The organism is bacterium (assembly GCA_022763185.1).
Taxonomy (GTDB): domain Bacteria; phylum Bdellovibrionota_G; class JALEGL01; order JALEGL01; family JALEGL01; genus JALEGL01.
Genome location: JALEGL010000015.1, coordinates 18,954 through 42,447, shown reverse-complemented (window position 1 = coordinate 42,447; position 23,494 = coordinate 18,954). Strand labels below are relative to the sequence as shown.

General features: G+C 40.8%; 18 protein-coding genes, 2 tRNA genes and 3 rRNA genes. 10 read left to right on the top strand and 13 right to left on the bottom strand.

Annotated features, from left to right (window positions below; all coding sequences use genetic code 11):
• Positions 1-42 precede the first annotated feature (42 nt).
• Both MRY82_09775 and MRY82_09770 read right to left on the bottom strand, forming a co-directional pair.
• Entirely contained in the window at positions 43-1,161 is a 1,119-nt protein-coding gene (locus tag MRY82_09775) for a thioredoxin domain-containing protein (protein MCI5073207.1), read from the bottom strand.
• 122 nt (positions 1,162-1,283) lie between these two features.
• Entirely contained in the window at positions 1,284-2,078 is a 795-nt protein-coding gene (locus MRY82_09770; protein ID MCI5073206.1) for a hypothetical protein, read from the bottom strand.
• Positions 2,079-2,299: 221 nt separating this feature from the next.
• Here MRY82_09770 and tyrS point away from each other — a divergent pair, with 221 nt between their 5' ends.
• Positions 2,300-3,520, top strand: a complete 1,221-nt coding sequence (gene tyrS / locus MRY82_09765) for a tyrosine--tRNA ligase (GenBank protein MCI5073205.1) — start codon at positions 2,300-2,302, stop codon at positions 3,518-3,520.
• Between the two features lie 4 nt (positions 3,521-3,524).
• On the opposite strand, the gene MRY82_09760 is transcribed toward tyrS, so the two are convergent.
• A complete protein-coding gene (locus MRY82_09760; GenBank protein ID MCI5073204.1) occupies positions 3,525-3,989 on the bottom strand; it encodes a hypothetical protein in 465 nt (154 codons plus the stop codon).
• 151 nt (positions 3,990-4,140) lie between these two features.
• Here MRY82_09760 and MRY82_09755 point away from each other — a divergent pair, with 151 nt between their 5' ends.
• From MRY82_09755 to MRY82_09725, 7 genes are all read left to right on the top strand, one after another.
• Complete coding sequence (locus tag MRY82_09755) at positions 4,141-4,578, top strand: hypothetical protein (protein MCI5073203.1); 438 nt, start codon at positions 4,141-4,143, stop codon at positions 4,576-4,578.
• Positions 4,579-4,974: 396 nt separating this feature from the next.
• Positions 4,975-6,523: ribosomal RNA gene (locus tag MRY82_09750) — 16S ribosomal RNA — on the top strand.
• Positions 6,524-6,775: 252 nt separating this feature from the next.
• Positions 6,776-6,852 (top strand) — tRNA-Ile (locus tag MRY82_09745).
• Positions 6,853-6,969: 117 nt separating this feature from the next.
• Positions 6,970-7,045 (top strand) — tRNA-Ala (locus MRY82_09740).
• A 119-nt stretch (positions 7,046-7,164) separates the two neighbouring features.
• Positions 7,165-10,164 (top strand): 23S ribosomal RNA (locus tag MRY82_09735).
• 98 nt (positions 10,165-10,262) lie between these two features.
• Positions 10,263-10,379, top strand: a 5S ribosomal RNA gene (gene rrf, locus MRY82_09730).
• Together the 16S, 23S and 5S rRNA genes with 2 tRNA genes alongside form the textbook arrangement of a ribosomal RNA operon.
• Before the next feature lie 293 nt (positions 10,380-10,672).
• On the top strand, positions 10,673-11,479 hold the full coding sequence (locus MRY82_09725) for a hypothetical protein (GenBank protein ID MCI5073202.1): 807 nt from the start codon (positions 10,673-10,675) through the stop codon (positions 11,477-11,479).
• A gap of 3 nt (positions 11,480-11,482) precedes the next feature.
• On the opposite strand, the gene MRY82_09720 is transcribed toward MRY82_09725, so the two are convergent.
• Entirely contained in the window at positions 11,483-11,857 is a 375-nt protein-coding gene (locus tag MRY82_09720) for a glutathione S-transferase N-terminal domain-containing protein (protein ID MCI5073201.1), read from the bottom strand.
• Between the two features lie 181 nt (positions 11,858-12,038).
• Between MRY82_09720 and MRY82_09715 the strand changes: the two genes are divergently transcribed.
• Complete coding sequence (locus MRY82_09715) at positions 12,039-12,446, top strand: hypothetical protein (GenBank protein MCI5073200.1); 408 nt, start codon at positions 12,039-12,041, stop codon at positions 12,444-12,446.
• Positions 12,446-13,144: an RES family NAD+ phosphorylase gene (locus MRY82_09710; protein MCI5073199.1), complete on the top strand. Its 699-nt coding sequence runs from the start codon at positions 12,446-12,448 to the stop codon at positions 13,142-13,144. Before MRY82_09715 ends, MRY82_09710 begins: the two co-directional genes overlap by 1 nt.
• A gap of 3 nt (positions 13,145-13,147) precedes the next feature.
• Here the strand turns inward: MRY82_09710 and MRY82_09705 are convergent, their stop codons facing one another.
• The 9 genes from MRY82_09705 to MRY82_09665 all read right to left on the bottom strand — a co-directional run bounded on the left by MRY82_09705 (position 13,148) and on the right by MRY82_09665 (position 23,422).
• Positions 13,148-14,089, bottom strand: a complete 942-nt coding sequence (locus MRY82_09705; protein MCI5073198.1) for a type II secretion system F family protein — start codon at positions 14,087-14,089, stop codon at positions 13,148-13,150.
• A gap of 9 nt (positions 14,090-14,098) precedes the next feature.
• A complete protein-coding gene (gene tadA / locus MRY82_09700) occupies positions 14,099-16,240 on the bottom strand; it encodes a Flp pilus assembly complex ATPase component TadA (protein ID MCI5073197.1) in 2,142 nt (713 codons plus the stop codon).
• Positions 16,233-17,732: a pilus assembly protein N-terminal domain-containing protein gene (locus MRY82_09695; protein ID MCI5073196.1), complete on the bottom strand. Its 1,500-nt coding sequence runs from the start codon at positions 17,730-17,732 to the stop codon at positions 16,233-16,235. Before MRY82_09695 ends, tadA begins: the two co-directional genes overlap by 8 nt.
• A 37-nt stretch (positions 17,733-17,769) precedes the next feature.
• On the bottom strand, positions 17,770-18,633 hold the full coding sequence (gene cpaB / locus MRY82_09690) for a Flp pilus assembly protein CpaB (protein ID MCI5073195.1): 864 nt from the start codon (positions 18,631-18,633) through the stop codon (positions 17,770-17,772).
• Positions 18,634-18,913: 280 nt separating this feature from the next.
• The gene (locus MRY82_09685) at positions 18,914-19,429 is read right to left on the bottom strand and encodes a GNAT family N-acetyltransferase (protein ID MCI5073194.1); all 516 of its coding nucleotides are present in this window, start codon (positions 19,427-19,429) and stop codon (positions 18,914-18,916) included.
• A 12-nt stretch (positions 19,430-19,441) separates the two neighbouring features.
• A complete protein-coding gene (locus tag MRY82_09680) occupies positions 19,442-19,942 on the bottom strand; it encodes a hypothetical protein (protein ID MCI5073193.1) in 501 nt (166 codons plus the stop codon).
• Positions 19,939-21,270 (bottom strand): pilus assembly protein, encoded by a 1,332-nt coding sequence (locus tag MRY82_09675; protein MCI5073192.1) that lies wholly within the window; start codon positions 21,268-21,270, stop codon positions 19,939-19,941. The genes MRY82_09680 and MRY82_09675 overlap by 4 nt, the downstream gene beginning before the upstream one ends.
• Positions 21,261-22,442, bottom strand: a complete 1,182-nt coding sequence (locus MRY82_09670; protein MCI5073191.1) for a hypothetical protein — start codon at positions 22,440-22,442, stop codon at positions 21,261-21,263. Before MRY82_09670 ends, MRY82_09675 begins: the two co-directional genes overlap by 10 nt.
• A 359-nt stretch (positions 22,443-22,801) precedes the next feature.
• Complete coding sequence (locus MRY82_09665) at positions 22,802-23,422, bottom strand: pilus assembly protein (protein ID MCI5073190.1); 621 nt, start codon at positions 23,420-23,422, stop codon at positions 22,802-22,804.
• Positions 23,423-23,494 lie beyond the last annotated feature (72 nt).

Below are 23,494 nucleotides of genomic sequence, written 5' to 3'. Positions count from 1 at the left end.
TATGCCCAAGGCTTTTTGATTGTATAGTTTGTATACAAAGAATTACTTTTTGTTGCGTGCTAACTCAGCATCAATAGCTTTTTTGAATTGTTCAAAGGGAACCGCCCCAGGTAGCGGAATACCATTGACATAAAAAGCAGGAGTTCCAGCAACACCGACTTGTTGCCCAGCTTTAAAGTCTTCATCGACTTTTGCATAGTGCGTTTTGCCATCAACACAGGCATCAAACTTCTTTTGATCTAATCTGAGTTTTTTAGCGATATTTTTTAACTCTTTGATTGCAGCAGCTTCATTAGCAGCTTGAACCCAGGTTGAGCTTTTAAATAGCTCGTCATGATAGGACCAAAATTTATTTTGGTCATTGGCACAACGGGCAGCATTGTGCGCAGGTTTGGCTTTTTTGTGGAAGCTTAAAGGAAAGTCTCTAAAATGAAGTTTGACTTTACCTTTATAGGCTTTCATTACTTTTTCTACAGTTTCAAAAGCTCCGCGACAAGCCGGACACTCAAAGTCAGAAAACTCAACAATGGTCACTGTTGCGTCTTCTTTGCCTTTAGCAGGAAGATTGCCTGAGGCTACGTCAACGCGTGGTGGCTTTGTGTAGTAAGTCACCTCATACTTGTGGGTTAATTCATTGAAGTAAGCTTGCTTTCTTTCTGCATTATTGCGGCCTTCTAAACTTTGACGAATTTGGTTTTTGACATTGTCATCAAAAGGAGGGGCTTGAAATCTGGGGTTGCCTTTCATTTTTTCAACATAGTCATCGTAGAAGCTTTTAATTTCAGAGTCTGAAACTTTTTTAGCTTTTTTGGTAACCTCTTTGGCTAGAAGGTCAGCTTTAGATATTTTTTGTTTTTTAGCTTCCACTTCTAACAGTTTATCTAGGACCATTTCATCCAAAGCATTGGTTTGCGTGGCATAGAACTCTGACTGGACTTTAAGGTATTGGCTTTTTAATGGGCCTTGCAAAAAGTTTAAAAGCGACTTTTCATTGATGCTTTCACCATTGACTTTGGCCAAGGTTTCAACAGCGTCTTTTTTTGGACCTGCTTGCGCATAAACAATATTGCTGTGAACTGCTTTGTCTGAATTGCAAGCGCTTAAAGATAATAAACCAGCAGCAAAAAAAGCTGCAAAGCTTAACGATTTTAAGATTTTCATTTAAATCAACTCCCTGGCAAAAATGCCATAACGTTATAAGTTTAAAACTAATTATTAAGGTAGACTCTACCTTAAACAAGACTGTTGAGCTAATTTATTTAGCCTAAAAGCAAATTTAAACTCTACCAAAAACCACGATACATGGCTTTGCGTATTTCATGTTCATAAATTTTTTGATCTGAATCATGATCAATTTGTGCAAAGCGAGCTTCTCCTTGGCCAAACTCATCAAAACTGATCCAGCTATCTCTGTTGTAATCAAAGCGTCTCAGTTGTTGCTTTGCTTGAGAAAGGTAATGAATATACTCTGATTCATCAATCATTAAATCATTGTTTTGATCAATGAAATTAAACTCTTTTTGACTTCTTGACCAGGCGTTGTGTTCAATGGGGAACGCTCCGTCAGCACGATCTCGTTTTTGAACATGGCGTTGAGCTTTGTCTAGGCGTTTTTTAGCTGAGTCAATCTCCTTATCTGAAATTTTACCATCTTCATCAATATCGTAACTATTAAAGTTGAGTTGACTTAATTTTGCTTCTTCTGCAGATAAATAACGGTCACTGTTATGGTCATGGCTGTTTAATTCAAGTTTAGGGAAATCATTTATTTTTGATTGCTCATCATGGGCATTATTGTTTGCCGAGGGAAGCTTGGTTTGGGCTCTGTTTTTCAAATGATCAATTTCTTCTTGTAAGTAATCCAAAACCGATAAAATATGTTTGTTGTCATAAGGAATGGCTGGTGAAGCAACAGCATTTTTTTCGTTGTTAGCAACAGAGGTGCTTTTTTCTGTTTGTGATGAAAAGGCGTCCTTTTTTAAGTTTTGCACTGACAGGTTCAAGTGTCTTATTTGATAAAAATTGTAGACCAAGCATAGGCCTAGAACAATGTTTAGATAAATGGATACTCGCTTCATAATCTATGCTTATAGCATGATTCAAAGCCTATAAAAATGATTATCTTTTGTATATTGCCATAGAGATAAAACAATGGGCGCAAAATATTTTGAGTTACAGCACTTTTTGTTTGCGGTTATTTTGGCATAAACTTTAAGGGAAAAAGCTACGATTGAATAAACTTTACACAAAGCTATACAAATAATTGATCTCTGGACATGAAGCGTTTAAATCGTAAAACATGAATGATGATTTAGAGTTATTACAACGAGGCACAGTTGAGATTTTACCAAAAGGGGGCTTAGAAAAAAAGCTGGCCCTGGCCAAAAAAGAAAATCGTCCTTTGCGCGTTAAAGCTGGTTTTGATCCAACTGCACCTGATATTCATTTGGGACACACGGTGTTGTTGCAGAAGATGCGGCAGTTTCAACAACTCGGGCATGAGGTTGTTTTATTAATTGGTGATTTTACGGCGCGTATTGGTGATCCAACGGGGCGTTCAAAGCTTAGACCTGCATTATCAGAGCAAGATATTCAAAACAATGCTCAAACCTATAAAGAGCAAGTCTTTAAAGTTTTAGATTCAGAAAAAACCCAGGTTAAGTTTAACAGTGAGTGGCTTGATCAACTCAGTGCCGCTCAGTTGATTGAAATTACCACCCATTATTCAGTGGCCCGTATGTTGGAAAGAGATGATTTTGCCAAACGTTTTAAAGCGGAGCAGTCTATTTCAATTAGAGAGTTCATGTACCCCTTACTGCAAGGATATGATTCAGTGGCCTTAAAAGCAGATATTGAACTGGGCGGCAATGATCAAAAGTTCAATTTATTGATGGGTAGAGAATTACAAAAAGTTTATGGCCTAGATCCGCAAGTGATTATGACGGTTCCTTTATTGGAAGGCACAGACGGTGTACAAAAAATGTCTAAATCTTATGACAACTACATTGGTGTTGATGAAAAGCCAAAAGACATGTTTGGTAAATTAATGAGCATCTCAGATGATTTGATGTTGAGGTACTATGAATTGTTGTCAGATATCGGTACAGAAGATTTAGAAAAATTAAAAAAAAATGTTCAACAAGCTGTTGTGCATCCAAAGCAAGCAAAAATAAATTTTGCTAAAGAGGTGGTGACTCGTTTTTTTACTAAAGATCAAGCTGAACAAGAAGCTATTAACTTTGATAGCCAGTTTAAGCAAGGTGATATGCCTGAAGACATGCCAAGTATTGATGTATCAGAATGCAAAGATAAATCTCTTGCAGATATTTTATGCTTGGCAAAGGTTGTTGCTTCAAAATCTGAGGCTCGGCGCTTGAGTCAGCAAAATGCGGTTAAATTGATAGAGGCAGGAAAAAGTATAAGTGAAGCTAGGGTTTTAAATGATGCCAATGCATCGCCAGCATTTAAAACTGGCGATGCCATTAAGATAGGTAAAAGAAAGTGGCTTAAATTTAATTAAGTTTTCAGTAACCTCTTCCGTTTTGTCTACACTCGCGGCTGTCATCAATGCCTCGACAAGGTTGCTCCCAAGTTCTTGCTTGTGTAGAGTTGTCTGATGGTTTGTTTTTTGGATATGCATCAGCTGGAACGCCTTTGTAACATTCGCTACCTTGGCAAATGATAATTTCTTCACCACGAATCATCCTAACAAATTGTATATCTTCATTGTTGTTGTTGCCAGTAGGTCTATATCTTGAAAAAGTATAGTTCGCTGTAGAGTAGTTTTGATCCTTATAATAGATAATAACATGTTCACCGCGAATAAACTTGGTAACAGCATTCAGATCAATGAAGTCATTTGCATCATAAATAGAGTTTTGCTGCTCTTGAGATAAGCTTTGATTGTTAATAATCTCTCCGCATCGGCCTCTAGATTGGGCAAAGCCAGCACTAGAAAGTGCAAGTAGTAGTAATATATAAAAACGCATGGAATACCCCCTGGTTAAAAGTTTGTTTTTAAATAAAAAGTATTTAATGAATAAATATTCATATGTCAATGAATATTTATTCATCTTGTTTAGGCTTAAAAATTTCAAGATCTAAGGTCTATAAGGTAAAAGAACAAATATTGAGGAGAGTATGAACAAAGAAAAAAGACAGTCTATCTTAATTGAATTAATTAAAAAGCAACATTTATCCTCGCACGGAGATTTGATTTCAGCTTTAAAAAAGAAAGGTGTTATGGCGGGTCAGGCAACAATAAGTAGAGATATGCGTGAATTGGCCATTGTTAAAAAGGGGAACATATATTGTTTAGAAGGTGACTCTAATGATCTTTCAGCGTCATGGGAACGAATTTTTAAAGAAAGAATTCACTATGTAGAACAGGCTGGGCCCCATCTTTTAGTGGTAAGGGGTATTTTAGGTTGTGCCCCTATTATCTCTGTAGAGATAGAAGCCATGGGCTGGCCAGAAATAACGGGTGTTATTGCTGGTGATGACACCTTGTTTTTTGCATTTAAAAAAGAAAAGGACTTGCAAAAAATAAAACAGCGCTTTATAAGCTTAATTCGTTAAGAAATACTCTTTTTTAAGTTAATAAAAACAGCAACTTAAAAAAAAATACAATAAAAACAAAAAAAACATTTTTTTTGTTTGACAGGGAAAAGTCACATCTGTATACCATCCCAACCTTAACGGAATCGTAAGAACAAAAAGCAACTGCTTAGTTAAGCGATAAAAACAAAAAAAACATTTTTTTGTTTGACAGTGAAGAATCAAATCTGTATAACTGTCCGTCCAACAACAAACCAAAAGTGTTTGTCAGGTCTTTGAAAACTGAATACAGCCAAAAATATACAAACCATATTTTTGTGTGGAACTTACGTTCAATTTTAAAAGCTTAAGCTTGACTTAAGCAACAGTAAAACGAGAACAAATACAAAACAATACGTTAGTATCGTTCTCAGGATTTAACACGAGAGTTTGATCCTGGCTCAGAACGAACGCTGGCGGCGTGCCTTACACATGCAAGTCGAACGAGAAAATTTCTTCGGAAATGAGTACAGTGGCAGACGGGTTAGTAACACGTGGATAACCTGCCCTTAGGCAAGGGACAACACCTCGAAAGGGGTGCTAATACCTTATGTGACCACAGAACCTCCGGGTACAGTGGTAAAAGGTGGCCTCTATTTATATGCTATCACCTAGGGATGGGTCCGCGGAGCATTAGCTTGTTGGTGGGGTAAAAGCCTACCAAGGCAAAGATGCTTAGCTGGTCTGAGAGGACGATCAGCAACACTGGAACTGAGACACGGTCCAGACTCCTACGGGAGGCAGCAGTGGGGAATATTGGACAATGGGCGAAAGCCTGATCCAGCAACGCCGCGTGAGTGATGAAGGCCTTAGGGTTGTAAAGCTCTGTCAGTTGGGAAGAAAAAGCAAAAATTAATACCTTTTGCCTTGACGGTACCTTCAAAGGAAGCACCGGCTAACTCTGTGCCAGCAGCCGCGGTAAGACAGAGGGTGCAAGCGTTGTTCGGAATTACTGGGCGTAAAGGGCGTGTAGGCGGTTTGGTCTGTCTGTTTGTGAAATACCTGAGCTCAACTCAGGAACTGCATCGGATACTGCCAAACTAGAGTACTAGAGAGGAAAGCGGAATTCCTAGTGTAGAGGTGAAATTCGTAGATACTAGGAGGAACATCTGAGGCGAAGGCGGCTTTCTGGATAGTTACTGACGCTGAGGCGCGAAAGCGTGGGGAGCAAACAGGATTAGATACCCTGGTAGTCCACGCCGTAAACGATGATAACTAGACGTCGGGAGTATTGACCCTTTCGGTGTCGCAGCTAACGCATTAAGTTATCCGCCTGGGGAGTACGGTCGCAAGATTAAAACTCAAAGGAATTGACGGGGGCCCGCACAAGCGGTGGAGTATGTGGTTTAATTCGACGCAACGCGAAGAACCTTACCTAGGCTAGAAACTTGAGAGACGATTTTCAGAAATGAATTTCTTGTTCTTCGGAACACTGTCAAGCAGGTGCTGCATGGCTGTCGTCAGCTCGTGTCGTGAGATGTTGGGTTAAGTCCCGCAACGAGCGCAACCCCTGTCTCTTGTTGCCATCATTAAGTTGGGAACTCTGGAGAGACTACCGGCGTCAAACCGGGGGAAGGTGGGGATGACGTCAAGTCCTCATGGCCCTTGATGCCTAGGGCTACACACGTACTACAATGGTCGATACAAAGCGCTGCGAACTCGTGAGAGTAAGCCAATCGCAAAAAGTCGGCCTCAGTTCGGATTGGAGTCTGCAACTCGACTCCATGAAGTTGGAATCGCTAGTAATCGCAGATCAGCAAGCTGCGGTGAATACGTTCCCGGGCCTTGTACACACCGCCCGTCACACCACGAAAGTTGATTGGACCAGAGGATGCTGGGTCTTCCAGTATTTACGGTCTGGTCGGTAATTGGGGTGAAGTCGTAACAAGGTAGCCGTAGGGGAACCTGCGGCTGGATCACCTCCTTTCTAAGGAGTAAGTCGAATGTCTTCGGATATTTCGGACTTAGGTCAACGCACAAAAATTTGTATATTTACTGTATTCAGTTTTGAAGGACTTGAATGTTCTTTGATTGAGGAAATGGTTCGACGCCAACATGCAGGCTAATCAGCCTTTTATGTCGTCAAATTTTGCTCGAATACGAGCTCGAATGAGAAAAGGTTTGTAAAAACCTGAACGAACGAAAGTAAAGTAGCCGGCATAATTTGGTAAACGAATAGGGGCCTATAGCTCAGTTGGTTAGAGTGCACGCCTGATAAGCGTGAGGTCGCTAGTTCAAATCTAGCTAGGCCCACCATGCTAAGGCTTAACGCTTGAGACTTTGGGGTTAACTTTTAGGGAGATTAGTTCTTTAAGTAAAAAGCTTAGTTTACTAATAGCTAAGCCTTAAGCCCAAACCCTTAACAGCTAGTCTGGGGGTGTAGCTCAGTTGGGAGAGCGACGCGTTTGCAACGCGTAGGTCATCGGTTCGATCCCGTTCACCTCCACCAGTTTTTGAAATATGATTGTTATTGTATTTCCTGATCTTTGAAATTTTGTGTTTTAATTAATTATTCAAATAATTTAAGTATATCAATACAATATACTTGGATATTCTTATCAATTCAATGGCTAAGCTACTAAGAGCATACGACGGATGCCTTGGTACTCGGAAGCGATGAAAGACGTGATTACCTGCGATAAGCATCGGGGAGCTGGAAATAAGCTTTGATCCGGTGATGTCTGAATGGGGAAACCCAGTGGGGTTAAGAGCCCACTACTCCGTGCTGAATATATAGGCATGGTAGAGCGAACCTAGGGAACTGAAACATCTAAGTACCTAGAGGAATAGAAATCAATTGAGATTTCCAAAGTAGCGGCGAGCGAAATGGAAATAGCCTAAACCAAATTAATCATATGGCCTGTAAGCTTCGATTGTTTGGTGTTGCGGGAGCTTCTCGCACTTATTACAGTAAGTGCAAAGAGTTACAAAACAACTTGTTAGTTGAACAGTCTGGAAAGACTGACCATAGACGGTGATAGTCCGGTAAACAAAAGCTTGTTGTCTCTTTGAAGATTTCCCAAGTAGCGCGGGACACGAGAAATCCTGTGTGAATCTAGGAGGACCATCTTCTAAGGCTAAATATTACCGAGTGACCGATAGTGAACTAGTACCGTGAGGGAAAGGTGAAAAGTACCCCGACGAGGGGAGTGAAATAGTCCTGAAATCGTATGCTTACAATCAGGGGGAGGGCAATGTCTCTGACACGCCTGACCCCGTACCTTTTGCATAATGGGCCAACGAGTTACAGTCTGTAGCAAGGTTAAGTCTTATAGACGCAGCCGTAGCGAAAGCGAGTCTGACAAGGGCGATTCAGTTGCAGGTTGTAGACCCGAAACCAGTTGAGCTACCCATGGCCAGGTTGAAGCGCAGGTAACACTGCGTGGAGGACCGAACCGGGACATGTTGAAAAATGTTCGGATGAGCTGTGGGTAGGAGTGAAAGGCTAATCAAAACTGGAGATAGCTGGTTCTCTTCGAAATATATTGAGGTATAGCCTCAGGTTTATCTAACGGGGGTAGAGCACTCAAAGGGCTAGGGGTCTTACCAGATTACCAAACCCTATGAAACTCCGAATACCGTTAAGAGTTATCCTGGGAGTCAGACTACGGGTGATAACATTCGTGGTCGAGAGGGAAAGAACCCAGATCGTCAGCTAAGGTCCCCAAGTGTATGCTAAGTGGAAAAGGATGTGGAAACGCATAAACAGCCAGGAGGTTGGCTTAGAAGCAGCCATCCTTTAAAGAAAGCGTAATAGCTCACTGGTCAAGTGATTCTGCGCCAAAAATTCAACGGGGCTAAGCATACCACCGAAGCTACGAGATCATGTTTACATGATCGGTAGAAGAGCATTGAAGTTGCCGCTGAAGGTAGACCGAGAGGACTGCTGGAGGGACTTCAAGAGCATATGTTGGCTTTAGTAGCGAGAAGACAGGTGAGAATCCTGTCCGCCGTAAACCCAAGGTTTCCTAGGCTGGCTTGTCCTTTTAGGGTTAGTCGGGACCTAAGGCGAGGCCGAAAGGCGTAGTCGATGGAAAACAGGTTAATATTCCTGTACCTACGGTTTTAGCGTTTGAGCGATGGGAGGACGGAGAAAGATAGTCACGCAGTCTGATGGATTAGGCTGTATAAGCAGGTAGCTAGATCTTATAGGTAAATCCGTAAGATCGTTAAGGCGAGCAGTGATGTGGCGTGGATTCTACGGATGAAGCGTTTGTGATGATTCTATGCTTCCAAGAAAATTCTCTAAGCGAGCTAAGATTGTAGCCCGTACCGTAAACCAACTCAGGTGGGTGGGAAGAATATTCCAAGGCGTTGAGATAACTCTGGTTAAGGAACTCGGCAAAATAGCACCGTAACTTCGGGAGAAGGTGTGCCAATTAATGTGGGCGATGCCGCCATAAGCATTGATTGGTTGCAGTGAAATGTGGAAAGCGACTGTTTACTAAAAACACAGGTCTCTGCTAAGTCGTAAGACGATGTATAGGGACTGACGCCTGCCCGGTGCCGGAAGGTTAAGGTGAGTGGTTAGCTTCGGCGAAGCTACGATCTGAAGCCCCGGTAAACGGCGGCCGTAACTATAACGGTCCTAAGGTAGCGAAATTCCTTGTCGGGTAAGTTCCGACCTGCACGAAAGGCGTAACGACTTTCCAACTGTCTCGACCAGGGACTCAGCGAAGTAGAAATGAGAGTGAAGATGCTCTCTACCCGCAGCAAGACGGAAAGACCCTGTGCACCTTTACTATAGCTTGACACTGACTTTTGAATAAATCTGTGTAGGATAGGTGGGAGACTTTGAAACTATGGCGCCAGCTGTAGTGGAGTCAACCTTGAAATACCACCCTGATTTATTTGGAATTCTAACCACGAACCGTTATCCGGTTTTGGGACACTGTCTGGTGGGTAGTTTGACTGGGGCGGTCGCCTCCCAAAGAGTAACGGAGGCGCGCAAAGGTTCTCTCAAGCCGATTGGAAACCGGCTGTTGAGTGCAAAGGCATAAGAGAGCTTAACTGCGAGTCTTACAAGACGAGCAGGTACGAAAGTAGGTCTTAGTGATCCGGCGGTCCCGCATGGAAGGGCCGTCGCTCATCGGATAAAAGGTACGCCGGGGATAACAGGCTGATCTCCCCCAAGAGTTCACATCGACGGGGAGGTTTGGCACCTCGATGTCGGCTCATCGCATCCTGGGGCTGAAGAAGGTCCCAAGGGTTTGGCTGTTCGCCAATTAAAGCGGTACGCGAGCTGGGTTTAGAACGTCGTGAGACAGTTCGGTCCCTATCTGCTGTGGGCGCAGGAAATTTGAGAAGCGCTGTCCTTAGTACGAGAGGACCGGGATGGACGCACCGCTGGTGAGCCAGTTGTTCCGCCAGGAGCATAGCTGGGTAGCTACGTGCGGAAATGATAACCGCTGAAAGCATATAAGCGGGAAGCAGCCTTCAAGATTAGATTTCCCTGAGACTTTATGTCTCCTAAAGTGCCGTTCTAGACTAGGACGTTGATAGGTCAAGTGTGGAAGCGCAGCAATGTGTGAAGCTAATTGATACTAATTGCACGTGCGGCTTAGTCATTGAATTGAATGAATATCCGGGTATTGTAAAGATATACAAAAACACAAAATTGCAAACATTAAGTCTGTAGTTAATCATAGGATTATTACAGCAAAGTTTGCGGTGGCAATATCGAAGAGGTCACACCCGTTCCCATCCCGAACACGGAAGTTAAGCTTTTCAGAGCCGATGGTACTGCAGGGGGAGCCCTGTGGGAGAGTAGGACGTCGCCGCTTTAAACTCAAAAAAACCAGCCTAGGCTTTTGCCAGGCTGGTTTTTTACGTTCAAGACAATTAATAATATCTTAAGTATTCTAAAATACATATAATCTAAAACAAGTGAAAGCAAAAATGAATGCTGAAAAAAATATAGAGTTTAGCTATTATATCGTATGTATTTTAAAAACTTTATAATTCAGATGATAGAAAACATGTGTAAGTAACAGGCTGTATTGTTTGATATTTTTGGATTATTATTTTAGTGGTACAGTTGTGTTTATGTTATAATTTGAAAATGTGCCTTCTTTTTATGACCAAAACAACAAAAAAACATAATATATCAGGGTTTACGCTAGTAGAACTTTTTGTATCTATGCTTATTGTTGCTTCCTTGGCAGCTGTAGCCATACCTGTTATACAGCGATATCTTCAAAAAGCCAAACAAGGTGAAGCAAGTTTAAAGCTCAAACAACTTTATGACTCTCAAATGGTGTTCTACAATGAACAACCATTTCTTTACAATGCTAATACGCCCTGTCTTCCAAATCCACGCTTTAGTCCTGTGTCATCCTTTCACTGTTTGACTAAAGAGTGTGATGCTGGTGAAGACATGAATGATTTTTCTGTACCCCCAGCAGGTCGTAAAGGCTATCTTTATGCATATTCTCTTGATGGTAGCCAAGTTTTTACCAACGACAGTTGTGACATGGTAAGTACTTATGAGGATTACGGAGTTTTAGGTTTAACCAATTTAGGAGCAACAGCAATTCCATTAAATTCTGGGATAAGTTTATCATCCAATGACACAATTATTTCTATCAATGGTGATTCAGCAGGTTACTTTAACCTGGTTGCTTTTGAAGACCCAGCATTTCAGGCAGCGGTTGGTGCCAATAACGGAGAATCCATGTTATTGGTAGCGTATGCTGATACAGATGGAGAGTATGTAGCCCCCAGTCAAAATGCTTTTTTATCATCTTTGTTAAGAGATGGTTCAAGGACACATCCATTTAACATAGATGAAATTTGGTCAATGTCGCGTGGCATATATATCGATGCCGCTACCAATGAAGTTAAAGGAACCGAAGGAATTTTTCAAGTCAATGAGGGAGAATAGGTTTCATGCGGCTTCGACTTGAAACTGTTGGTTTAGATAGTCAATGATTGCATTGGATTCATACATCCAGACTTCACTTTCACCCTCTACAATTTTTAAACACGGCACCTGAACTTTTCCGCCTTTGCTTAACAATTCTTCTCTTACTTGGGGATCATTTTTGGCGTCTTTGTACTCAATTTTTAAATTAAGGGCGTTGACATGGCGTCTGACCTTGACGCAAAAGGGACAAGCTTCAAACTGGTAAATACTGTAGTTTTGCGTTTGAGCGTCAGCAAGTTTTTGCTGCTCAGCATTGCGTTCTACCAATTTTTTGGTAGGGATAATAGCATTAAAAAATAAGATTAGTTTTCCTAAAATAAAACGAATGGCTTTCATGGCATATCTATAGCACGATCTTAAAAATGCAAAAAGGAAATCTTTTAGCATTATTAAAAAGTACCATCAATACATAAAATACAGTGAAATCATATGTAAAAACATTTATAATTTTAAATAATTAATTTTATTAGTTAAATTAAGTAATGAAATCATATAAAAGATATGGTATTCTATAGATATGAAAAAAAATGAAACCATTGAAACTCAAAACTATGCTCAGGAAGCAAGCGTTTTAGGTAAAGCATTTTGGTCTATTGTAAAGTTATACAAGCTTAATCGCGAAGAACAAGCGCTCATTCTTGGAATTAAGAAAAATGGGCAGCGTTTATTAGACTTGGAAAATAAAAATAGCATACCAGAAGATGTTGATAAGTTTTCGCGGGTGGGTATCTTGATTGGCATTCATAAAAATCTGCGCATGCTTTATCCCTACAATAAAGAACTGGTCTATGGTTTTATCAAGCAGCCTTGGAGCTTGTTGAATAAAAAATCACCCATTGATTTTCTAAAAGAAGATCCGAAAGCATCTTTTCAACGACTTTTTACCCTTAGAAGAATGTTAGATAATTTGCGTGTAGCTTACTGATGATAGATTTTTCTGTTATTTCAGCATGGGAAGGTGACAGTTATCGGAATATAACTACTTGTTTTCCAAGTCAAGACTTACTGGATGATCTTAACTTAGATGAGTCTGATAAGGCCGTAGTGCAATATTGGGAAAATAAAACCAGTAATATTGATCACAGCATTTCTCAGGTTAACCGAGTATTTCAGTACGGTGATACAACAAGCACCTTGGCCATTTTTGATCAAATTCAATGGAATATCGGTCGGTTTAATACAGCCGATTTTGGTGTTTGGTATGGGGCTCTGGAAGCAGAGACATCTGAAATAGAAGCTTTACATTGGTTTTATCAACACGAAAAAGAACGTTTACCCCAAGCAAAAACAGATATTCATAGAGATCGTAAAATGTTTAAAGCAAAAATTAAAACTGGCAAGGCCATTGATCTTAGAACAAAGAAAGAGATTGATCAAAAACAGTTGATTGGCGAGAATTATGGTTATACGCAAAACTTGGCAAAGGTAGCTCGAGCATCAGGTGTAGAACTCTTTTTTACACCTTCTGCAAGAAATTTAGGTGGCAACTGCACGCCAATTTTTAAGCGAGAAGCTATTCTTGAAGATCAAATCATTTATTATTTAAGGTTTACTCTGACCAAAAAGGGTGAAGTTTATAAAACCAAACAAGGCATTCCTCAGAGAGTTTTATTGCCGGTATGATTTTTAAACGTCAATACTGATGACTTTTTTGACCCAAAAATAGCCAATGGTTTGTAAGATCATGGCAAAAACAAGGAACATCCAGCCTAGGGTGGTGGTGAACAGCGGTTGAATGTATTGGGGATTGGTGATGTACAAAAAGGCGCCAAAAGCGAAGGGCATGCTAAATAAAATAATACCCTGCATTTTTCCCTGTGCGGTCAGGCCCTCAATTTTACCATCCACTTTTCTGCGTTCACGGATGGTGTGGGCAATGATGTCAAAGGTTTCACTTAAGTCACCACCGGTTTCACGTAAAATTAAAATTGAATGAATGGCAATGCTTAAGTCATTACTGGGCAAGCGCTCCAGCATTTTTTCTAAAGCTTGGTCTATGCTTAAACCTAATTTTTTTTGTGAAAGCACCAAAGCAAACTCTTGAGATAAAGGCTTGGGCATTTCTTTTACCAAGACGGCAAGCGCTTGTTGCAAATTTAAGCCAGACTTAAGTGAATTGGACATCAGGTTTAAACCATCCACCAATTGTCGATCAAACATGGACATATGGCGTTTCCACATAAAGTCTAAAATAAAGATGGGCAGTTTCCATATCAACCATAATAAAGCTATACTGAGAATTAAACTTACCCAATAAAAGCCCCAAGTCAGATAGAGAGTTAAAAGTAAAGCGCATAGCATGACAATGAATAAGCCACGACGAAGTAAAACTTGGTTTAAAGGGATAAACATTTTTTCTGATAAACTTGCGCAACGATCTAGATGCTGTTGCATGGTGGTATAAACTTTATGCTCTAAGAGTGGGTAAAAAGAGTAAATAATAAAAAAAATCGCCAGTGCAATAAGAATGATATTGATATAACCCACAATCAGTGAGGGAGAAGACATCGATGAAGAAGGTGCATTGGCCAGATTGGAGGTGTTTTGAGCAAGAATACGGAGTAACATAAACACCATTTATTGACTGAATAAGCCTTTGGGCATGGTTATGCCTTTTTGTTTAAATTGCTGGGCAAATTGAGGGATGAGACCTGTGGCTTGAAAATAACCTTTGACTTTTCCTTCTTTGTCCAAACCTTCTGATTTATAAATAAAAATATCTTGCAGCTCAACTTCTTCAGTCTTATTTTTGCTCATGCCTAGCACTTCAGTGACCGCAGTAATTTTTCTACTGCCGTCAGACATTCGCGTTAACTGAATAATTAAATCTACAGCACCTGCTATTTGTTCGCGAATGGCGCGTGACGGCAGTTCCATGCCGGCAAACATAACCAAGGTTTCTAAGCGAGCAATACAATCTTTTGGGGTATTGGCGTGAATGGTGGCCAAGCTTCCATCATGACCTGTGTTCATGGCTTGTAACATGTCTAAAGCTTCAGCGCCTCTACACTCACCAATGATAATTCTATCAGGACGCATTCTTAGCGTATTTCTCACTAACTCACGAATAGGGATGGCGCCTTCTCCTTGCAAATTGGCTGGGCGGGATTCAAGTCGTCCAACATGCTCTTGAGCCAGTTGCAGTTCTGCCGAATCTTCAACGGTAATGATTCTTTCATGGTCTGGAATAAAACTCGCCAGAACATTTAGCAAAGTTGTTTTACCGGTGCCCGTTCCCCCTGAAACTAAAACATTCAGCTTGGCTTGGACACAGGCCCGTAAAAAATCTGATATTTCTGGTGTAAAAGCATCGAGGTCAATCAAATGCTGAGGACTCAAAATAGATTTGGTGAATTTACGAATGGTTAACATAGGCCCATCGATAGATAAGGGAGGAATAATGGCATGAACTCGAGAGCCATCCGTTAATCTGGCATCAACCATAGGTGTTTTTTCATCAATCCGTCTGCCAATGGGAGCTACAATTCTTTCAATCACGCCTAAGAGCTGTTGATCACCGGTAAACTTTAGTTTGGTTTTTTGCAGTTTCCCCTGTTGTTCAACATAAATTTGATCAAAGCGATTGACCATGATTTCAGTGACTGAAGGATCAGCCAATAAGTCTTCTAGAGGACCTAAACCTAAAGCTTCATCCAAAACTTGTTTGGTGATGAATTGACGCTCTTGTCTGGACTTGATTTCAGGAATTTGGTCCAAAAGCTGAAAAATAGTCTCTTTGGTTTTAACACGCAAGTCTTCAATAGATTTTTCATCTTGTTTGATAAACTCTTCTACAGACAAATGTCTAAAGTCCATGACTTCAATCAATTGAGCATGAATTTTCTTTTTTATTTCATCATAATGATCATTTTGCTTGGCCAAGTTCTGGCTGTTTTGCAGCTCTATGGCATCGTCGTTGATACTGGCAAAGGTTTTAGCTTGGTCATTACTGTTTTTTTGTTGAGTTACATGATGTTTAATGAATTGTCGGGCAATTTCCTCAACCACTTGCGCGTAAGAATAACGAGGGTTGTAAGAAAACAAAGGACGTCCAGTTTCTACCGATTCACGAATGGCTTCAGATGCATTGGGCAACAAAGCTAAGATATTACGGTTGAGTTTTTGTTGAATCACCGCTTCATTGATGGCTTCTTTTGGATCAAAACGGTTAACCACCAATTGAATTTTGCTGCTCTCAAAGGCCATATTTTGAATTTCATGCAAGGCATGATTGGCTCGATGCAAGGTTAAAATTTCTGGGGTGGTAACAAAATAAATAGCATCTGAATGTTCAAAAACTTCAGTGGCCATGGCATCAAACTCGCTACCTAAATCAACAACAAGGTAATCAAATTCTTGTTGGCAAAGTTGCAGCAAGCGTACAAAAGCTTTGATATCGACATTTTGTAAACCGTTGGGCGATAAACTGCCTTGCAGGGTATAGATTTGTTTTTCATGATGATGAATCTGGCTTATGAGGTCGGTACGAAGCATCTTAAAAGCGCCCTTGCTTAATTCCATCAGTGAGGTGTTAACGCGTGCACCTAAAAGAACACTGATGTCTCCGCAATCTTGTGGATCTAAATCAAGAATGAGAACTTTCTTACCCTTGCTTTGTTTTTCTAAGGCATAGGCCAAGTTGCTGGCAAATACACTTTTGCCGACACCTGCTTTGGGACCAATAATGGCTATGGTTTTGGCCAGTTGCAACTTATTCAACCTCGTTGACGATTTCGTCTACGCTACCGTTGGCATCAGGATAAACTTCATACAGGTTAAACTGATCTTTAAGCTCTTGGTTGGAGTCTTTAGAATATTTTAAGATTTTAGGAGTTATGAAGACCAAAAACTGACTGCGCTGTTTGCTTAAATCGTTGGACTTGAACAGTGTGAACAATGACCCCAAAGGAAAGGGATCAACCAGTTCTGTGCTGTTGGTGGCGTTAGCACCACCTGTTGGTGGGCGATCAAAAAACTGCCGATACGCATGACGGATTAAGCCGCCAATGACAACAGACTCACCCGATTGCACAATTTGTGTGGTGTTGACTGAGTTTTGTGTAATGGAAACATTGCCGTTGACCGTGGGTGCACCCAAAGAGCTGATTTTTACCTCAACCGACATATCCACATCGCTGCCTCGAGCGTAAGGGCGAATTTTTAATTTAGCGCCCACATTTTGAAATTCCAAAGATACGGTGCCATTGCCTTGCGCAACAGGAAAACCAAGGCGTGTACCACTTTCTATGGTGGCAACCTCACCACTTTTAACCGATACTGAAGGGTTTTCTAGGATGCGAGCCAAGCCCAACGATTTAAAGTAATTGAGTTTGGGTAGTAGGTTGTTGGCAGAGCCGGTGACAGAGCCGTTAAAATTGGTACTACCGGAAACAGGGTTTAAAGTGTAGGACAAGTTGGTACCAATGTTGGGAACAGGATTCCAGGTGAAGTTGAAGTTTTTAGAGAAATTTTTAGACACTTCAACAAAGTGGGCATTGATCTGAATGGTAGGTTGCATAGATGGCGGCCGGGGCACTTCACGTAAATCCAAAACATTGATAACGTTTCTAGAATAAAGGTTGGCAATTTTTTCTGCCTTGACCGAGGCTTGCGGTGAGTACACTTCACCTTCTAAAACAATCTTACCTCTGATAGATCTTACATGAACTTCATCCAAACCGATCTCTTCCTGAATTTTTTTAGCAATGACTTGATCTGAGTTGGGACTCATTCGAGTTAAATCAACAATATTGCGCATATTGGCTTTTATTTTTTCAATGCGTTCTTTGTCTGAAGGCAGGTAGACTTCACCATCAATAATGATTTTATTGTTAAGCTTTTTAATATTGATCCCCTCAACATCCACCAAGAGTTGTCTGATTTGATCCAACAAACGGTTGGGGTCTCGTGAATAAACGGTTAATTCTAAAACCTCACGTTGGGTATCTTTTTGATCATAAACCATTAACAAGGTTGTGCCAGGATTTTTAGGAAACAAGGTGATGCGATTTTTTTTTCGATCAGCTTTAAAATCAACAACTTTGGGGTTACCAATGGTAATGTTTCCAACCTTAAACGAGTAAGTTTTTACTTTTGGGTTGTTCACGCGAAGGTATTCTTTTTGGCTTTTGGCTGAACTGACAATAGGGCTCAGTACAAAAAATAAAGCGAGTACGGTAAAGACATGAAATAACAAGCGTTCTTTTTTCATAAGTGTATAATTTCTTAAGCCCCGGGGCATATATTTTTTATGGAACATAGCTGCTTTGGCCTCCTCTAACTTCTAACCATTTGGCTTTATTCCCAATTTGTAAGGGTTGGGTAATCCCTGTGACCGATTGAGAGGTGCTTTTTTCTTTTTCTAAGGCTTCATTGAGTTCAGTCGATAAACGGTCATGGTATGAGCGTAAAGATAAGCTTAAGTCTCCAATTTGCTGGGCAACGGCCAAGTCCATGCATTGTTTAGGAGTGAGCAACAAGGTTACATTGGAAAATGTGGTTTGGTTTTGCATGCTGCTGAATAAACTGTTTTTACCAGCTTTATTTTGACCCGCTTGGCTAGGACGATCAAAAACATAATTTTTTCCTACCGCTAAAACTTGAATGTTTTGCAACAGGGTTTTGGCTTCTACATTTTTTGCAAGACGGGTTTGCTTATCCAAGGTTCTAAAAATACCAATGACGTCGACAGTATCACGATTACGAATAAGCCCGGCCACACCAGACACTTCATTTACAGCAACAGTACAAGCGCGCATTTTAGAGGGGATAATGGGAGAGATACCGCCCTCACCAATAAGCGCCAGTTTAGTTCTTGTTAGTTGTTCACCTTTTTTGATGGTGGCATCAGCCATATTAAAACCAATGATTTTTCCTTCTTCACCAGCAATCACTGCTAAAGGTTGCACAAAGGGTTTAGGAACACGCTTTAAAGCTAGCATATCTTGAGTGATAATTTCATAGCGTAAGATATCTTTTGCGGCAACAACAACCGTAACTTGCTCATATTGACCTAATAAACGTTTACGTTCACTATCAAGCGCTAATTTAATTAAAATGGCACCGGTCAAGGCAACAGCCAAAGCAATATAAAAAGCTTTTTTATTTTTCATCGTTTGTAGTCTCTTTCTAAGGGGGGATCTTCCCCCCTTCTTGATCGAAAAACGTGGTTTTCGATCAATTCATCCCACCCAGGTCGGCAGCGGCATAAAGCCTGGCCGCCAAGTTTATTTTGGGAGTATAAAGTTTTTTTGCTCAAAAGATACAGTCTATTCTTTGATAGCTTTTCATGTGTATATCTATTTATTGTACGCGAGAAGGCAGAAAAGACAAGAACTGGGCTCAATGGTCTTTTTTTATTTTTTTTAAGTAAAGTCATAAAAAAAACAGCCATTATTTTTGATCCAATCTTAAATAGTAAATTTCTGATGTTTGTTCTTGTCCGCATGAATCAATATAATGCGTGGTTTTTAACAGTTGAAAACCAAATTTTTGATGGGCATGCTTACACGCTAAATTATTTTGATGGTGTTCAATTTTTAACTCTACTAAACCTTGTTCTTTAGCCCAATCAATGCGTGCCTGATAAAAAAAATTGGATAAGCCCTGGCCTTGATAGTTGATATCAATATAGCTAGCAACCAGTATGCCGGTAGAGCTATGTGGATTTAAGTTTTCTTTGATGATGCCTGTTAGACCAATGGCCTGTTTTTGATTGAACAAAGCAAAGTTTGCTGTATGCCTATTGCTAAGGCGTGCTTGCCAATCTTGAGGACTGAATTGTATTTCATCTTGAGAAGGTGAAAAATAATGAGGAAATTGCTGGAGTGATTGAAGACGGAGTGTTTTATAAAGTTGCCAATCGTTTGCGTTTAGATGTTTAAGCGTAATATTAAGATGATTAGACATATTGATACTCAATCAAAAAAACTTAAAGTCCTCAAAAAAGCGCTGATACCAACTTTTTTTTTCTTTTTTGTAGTTTTGTTCTTTACGCATTTGGGCAATAATGCGTAGAACCTCTTTGTATTCTTGCAGTTCTTGTTGCTTTCTTTGTTTTTGCAAGCTCTGTATGTGTTGAAGGAGTTGTTTTTCATTCAAGGTTGCCTGAATGTAATCATCCATACTGGATTGAGTTTTTGGATCGTTAAGGATTTGATCTAAAAAAAAGTTAAAGCTTGGGCTTAAAAGCACCTGTTCAATTTCTTGTTGTGAAAAACCTTGGCTTTGCATTTTTTGTGCAGTTTTAATGGTCCAGTACCGGCGAATATTATCCACAAGGGTTTGTTTTACTTCTGGCTTTAATTGGTCTAAACGTTCTTGAAAACTCATTTTTTTCTGAGCATACACTTCGTTGTGAAGAGGCGTTGCGAGTAAGCATAGAACTGTGCTTGCTATGATTATGTGTAAACTATTGATCATGGCGACTCTCCAGTACTGGATGAAGAATTGCTGGTATTATTGTCATTGTTTTGGCTTTGCATCATTAAGGTTGCGGCAATGATTTGACCAACAACATCTTGGGCTTGTTGTGAACTAAACATGTTTTGAGTGACCTGACTGGCTTGCTCTATGGTTTGTGGATTTTGAAAATACTGATTAATGTCTTGTGTGCTTTTTGCTTGAGATATCGCTTGGCTTAAGGTTTGCTCAAAGCTAGTAAACGTTGCCGCCGTTTCAACGGCACCACTGGTAAAACTTGCACTGGCACCTAAACCGGCTGCATTAAGGTGTTGATTGACTTTTTCTTTGTAGGCTTCTTTGAGTTGATACTTCCAGACCATGGTCTGATGACTGCCTATAGCACCGGTGACGCCGGCGGTAGCTATACTGGCCGCATCTCCGCCAGAAGCCCATGCTGAAAGGGCGGCATTACTAGCTGTAAATATAGCAGACTGTCTGGCATCACCGCGCCAGTTACTTAAAGGAATAAACTCAGCCACGGTTTTGGTGTTGTAAGCACCCAAACCAGAAGAAATGAGAACGGTTTTTCCATTGAGAGTGCCGCTGACGGCACCACTAACCGTGGCTTGTAAAGCGCCTTTGGCAGCACCCGTTAAAATATCAAACTTTGTATTTTCAAAGGATGCAACGGTATCAGAGGTATTGAGTCCTTGCACGGCACCCAAGGCAATTTGTCGTGGGTCCCCCTCACTGCTGGTAAAACCAATGGCGCCATATTGTACAGAAGAACCCAAAGCTTCTCGCCAACTGGAAGCTTCAACATCTTTCCCTTGAAAAAACTCTGAGCTTTGACCACTGGCAAGACCGCCGGTTCCGGCTGCCCAAGCCACACTTTCAAATTTAAAACCATCAACACCGTTGTTCACCAACTGATGTGCACTTTCCGTGATGGCACCTTTGGCGGCGCCAGAAATAAAGGTATCTTTTTGAAAAAAATCCAGTTCAGAAAAGACTTTATTTAAACCCAAATCAATAGCCAAGTTGGTGCCAATGTCCAAGAGAATATCACCTATATCATCGACAGGATCAAAAGAAATTAAATCAATTGTGTTGTCAGTGTTGATGGCGCTTCCCGCAATATCAAGGGTTCCGTTACCGTGATCAAATTGCTTGAGTTTCATGTCATGATCAACAATTTGCCTTTGACTGGCTTTATCATTGAGTCTAAACCCTTGAAAAATCATTAATAAAAGAAAAGCTAAAATCGGCATCATCAGAGCCATTTCCACCGTAGACTGCCCTAAAGATCGCCTGGCACCTTTGTAAAAGAGATTTATTAGTGCCATATTTCATCCCATTCTACGGTGATGCCGTATTTGTCAGATATTTCTTGTAGCAAAGGAATGATGGGGGTATGGCCTTCAAGCTGTTGTTGATAATCGGCAAAACCGATGAGTTTTGCCCCTTCAAAACGTTCGCCAGGATTACCATGAGGTAAGGCTTGTAAAGGAGCTCTTGGAAACTTTCCGCCAAAGGGCTTGGCCAGAGAAGCCACCAACATCGGCCAACGGCGTGGACTTTGTGAATCAAAGGTGGGCAAAAGATCTATATCTTCACCACCCGCTAGGCTCACGTTCTCTTCATTGGCAGCATTGGGGTTTTTGACTTTAAGGTTAAATTTGCCTTCAACGCTACTTGACGGTGGGTTATACATGGCCATCACGGCAAAGTGACTGGGCCAAGATTTGTCTGAAGCTGGATGGCGACCGACAATGGTTTGGGTGGGAGATGTCATGGGGCCAGATGGAACAGGAGGGCCACAAAAACTTTTAAAACCAGTTGTAACAAGAGTAGACGTATAGCGTGGGTAAGCAAAGCTGGTCATATCATTGGCTGGGTTCAAAGAGCTTGGAATAAACAAAGGTAAGTCCAAGTCACCGGTGCTGGTGATACGTAAATGCTCACTTAATAGGCCATTATCATAAGCGGTTTTTAAATTTTCTAAAGTGGGGTTTTGACCTAAAGTTTTTTGGACTTGGTGTCGTAGGCGTTGAGGTAAGTTAGGGGTGTGAATGATTTGACTCACCACGTGTTCATGGGTCAAGCCGTTTGTGTTCTCAATGATGTCGATTATATTTGATACGTGTGAAGAGCGATAAGTCTCATAACCACGAATAATTTGTTTACGCACGAATTTATCAAAGGCTTGACAGGCACCGGAACAGCTTCCTATTGCAGTGGGATCATTTGTGATAGCGAATGCAGAACTTGACATGGCAGTAGGACTAGAACTGGTCATTGCTTGAAGCATTAAACATGGGGATGGAATTAAGGCTGCCTGTGTAGCATAAAAGCTTTCTAGGATTGTGCTGTTGATTTCATGAATTTTATCCAAAGCGGCTCTTTGAATTTGCGCACCAGTTAAGGCAGCATAATCCACACTTTGCTGCAACTTAATTTTTTCCCGCACCAACATACTGCTCTGAAACACCATAGAAAACAAAGCCAAAAAAGCCATAAAGATAAAAGCCAATCCAATAGCAAGTTGACCATGAGATTGTGCCCTTGATGAGGGGAAATGGAGATTTTTGCCCAGCTCTTCGTTCCTCAATCGCTCAAAATGCTCACGTATTGTTCCATACGCTGCGCTTTTTCGCTCAATCGCGCCTCGATCTGTGCAAAACTTTCCATTTCTTTTAATTGAAATGATTGAGTTATTTACAGTATTTTTAAGGAGCTTAAAGAAATTATTATACAATTTGATATGGAGGGCACGGATGTGGAGAGGTGAAAAAAAAATATTTTTTAAGCGAGCGTTTGTGCAGCGAAGCGAGGACTTAGCGAGCTTAAGAATATTTATTTTTTTATAAGTAGACATTAGGGTGATACCGGTTCCCTTCCTAAGTAGGCTTGACGTTGAATAGCTATGCCTTGGTAAGTTCTTCCCATACCTTGTCCTTTGCAGGGGTATTTTTTTAAAGCCCCAGAGAATAGAATTTCTGCGCCTGGAAAAATAATAGGCAAACAATAATAAACTTTTACGCCAGTACCTTGCGCACAATCTTGTCCACGACAGCCAATAAAATTAATACCAACACTGCCATCAGTATTGCTCAGACTTGAACCGTCATATTGAACATGGTCTCCATCGTAATAACTGCGTTGATTGGATAAAAGCTCTGGAGCATCAAGTTTAATTTTGGCATGCTCCCACATCAGGCTTTCAAAAATAATTTTTTCTGCACTGGCTTCAGCAATGCTTTGTTGGTTATGGGTATAGGGGGCACTTTGACCGTGGCGATAGTTGATACTGGCCAAATCGCGGTCGCCATACACTTGAAAACTTCTCGCTGCTGAAAAGGCAGCAAGTTCAGTAACACTGGCGCTTTGAAAAAAAATAATGACTTCGGTAAAGGCAAGAAACAATAAGAAAATAATGGGCATCAATAAGGCAAATTCCACAACAGAAGCACCTTTATTTGCCTTGGTTTTTTTCATATTCTTAAAGTTTATCACGTTCCTTTCCAAGCCAACAATCATTTTGACCCCTTCACTTTTTTTACAAACGTA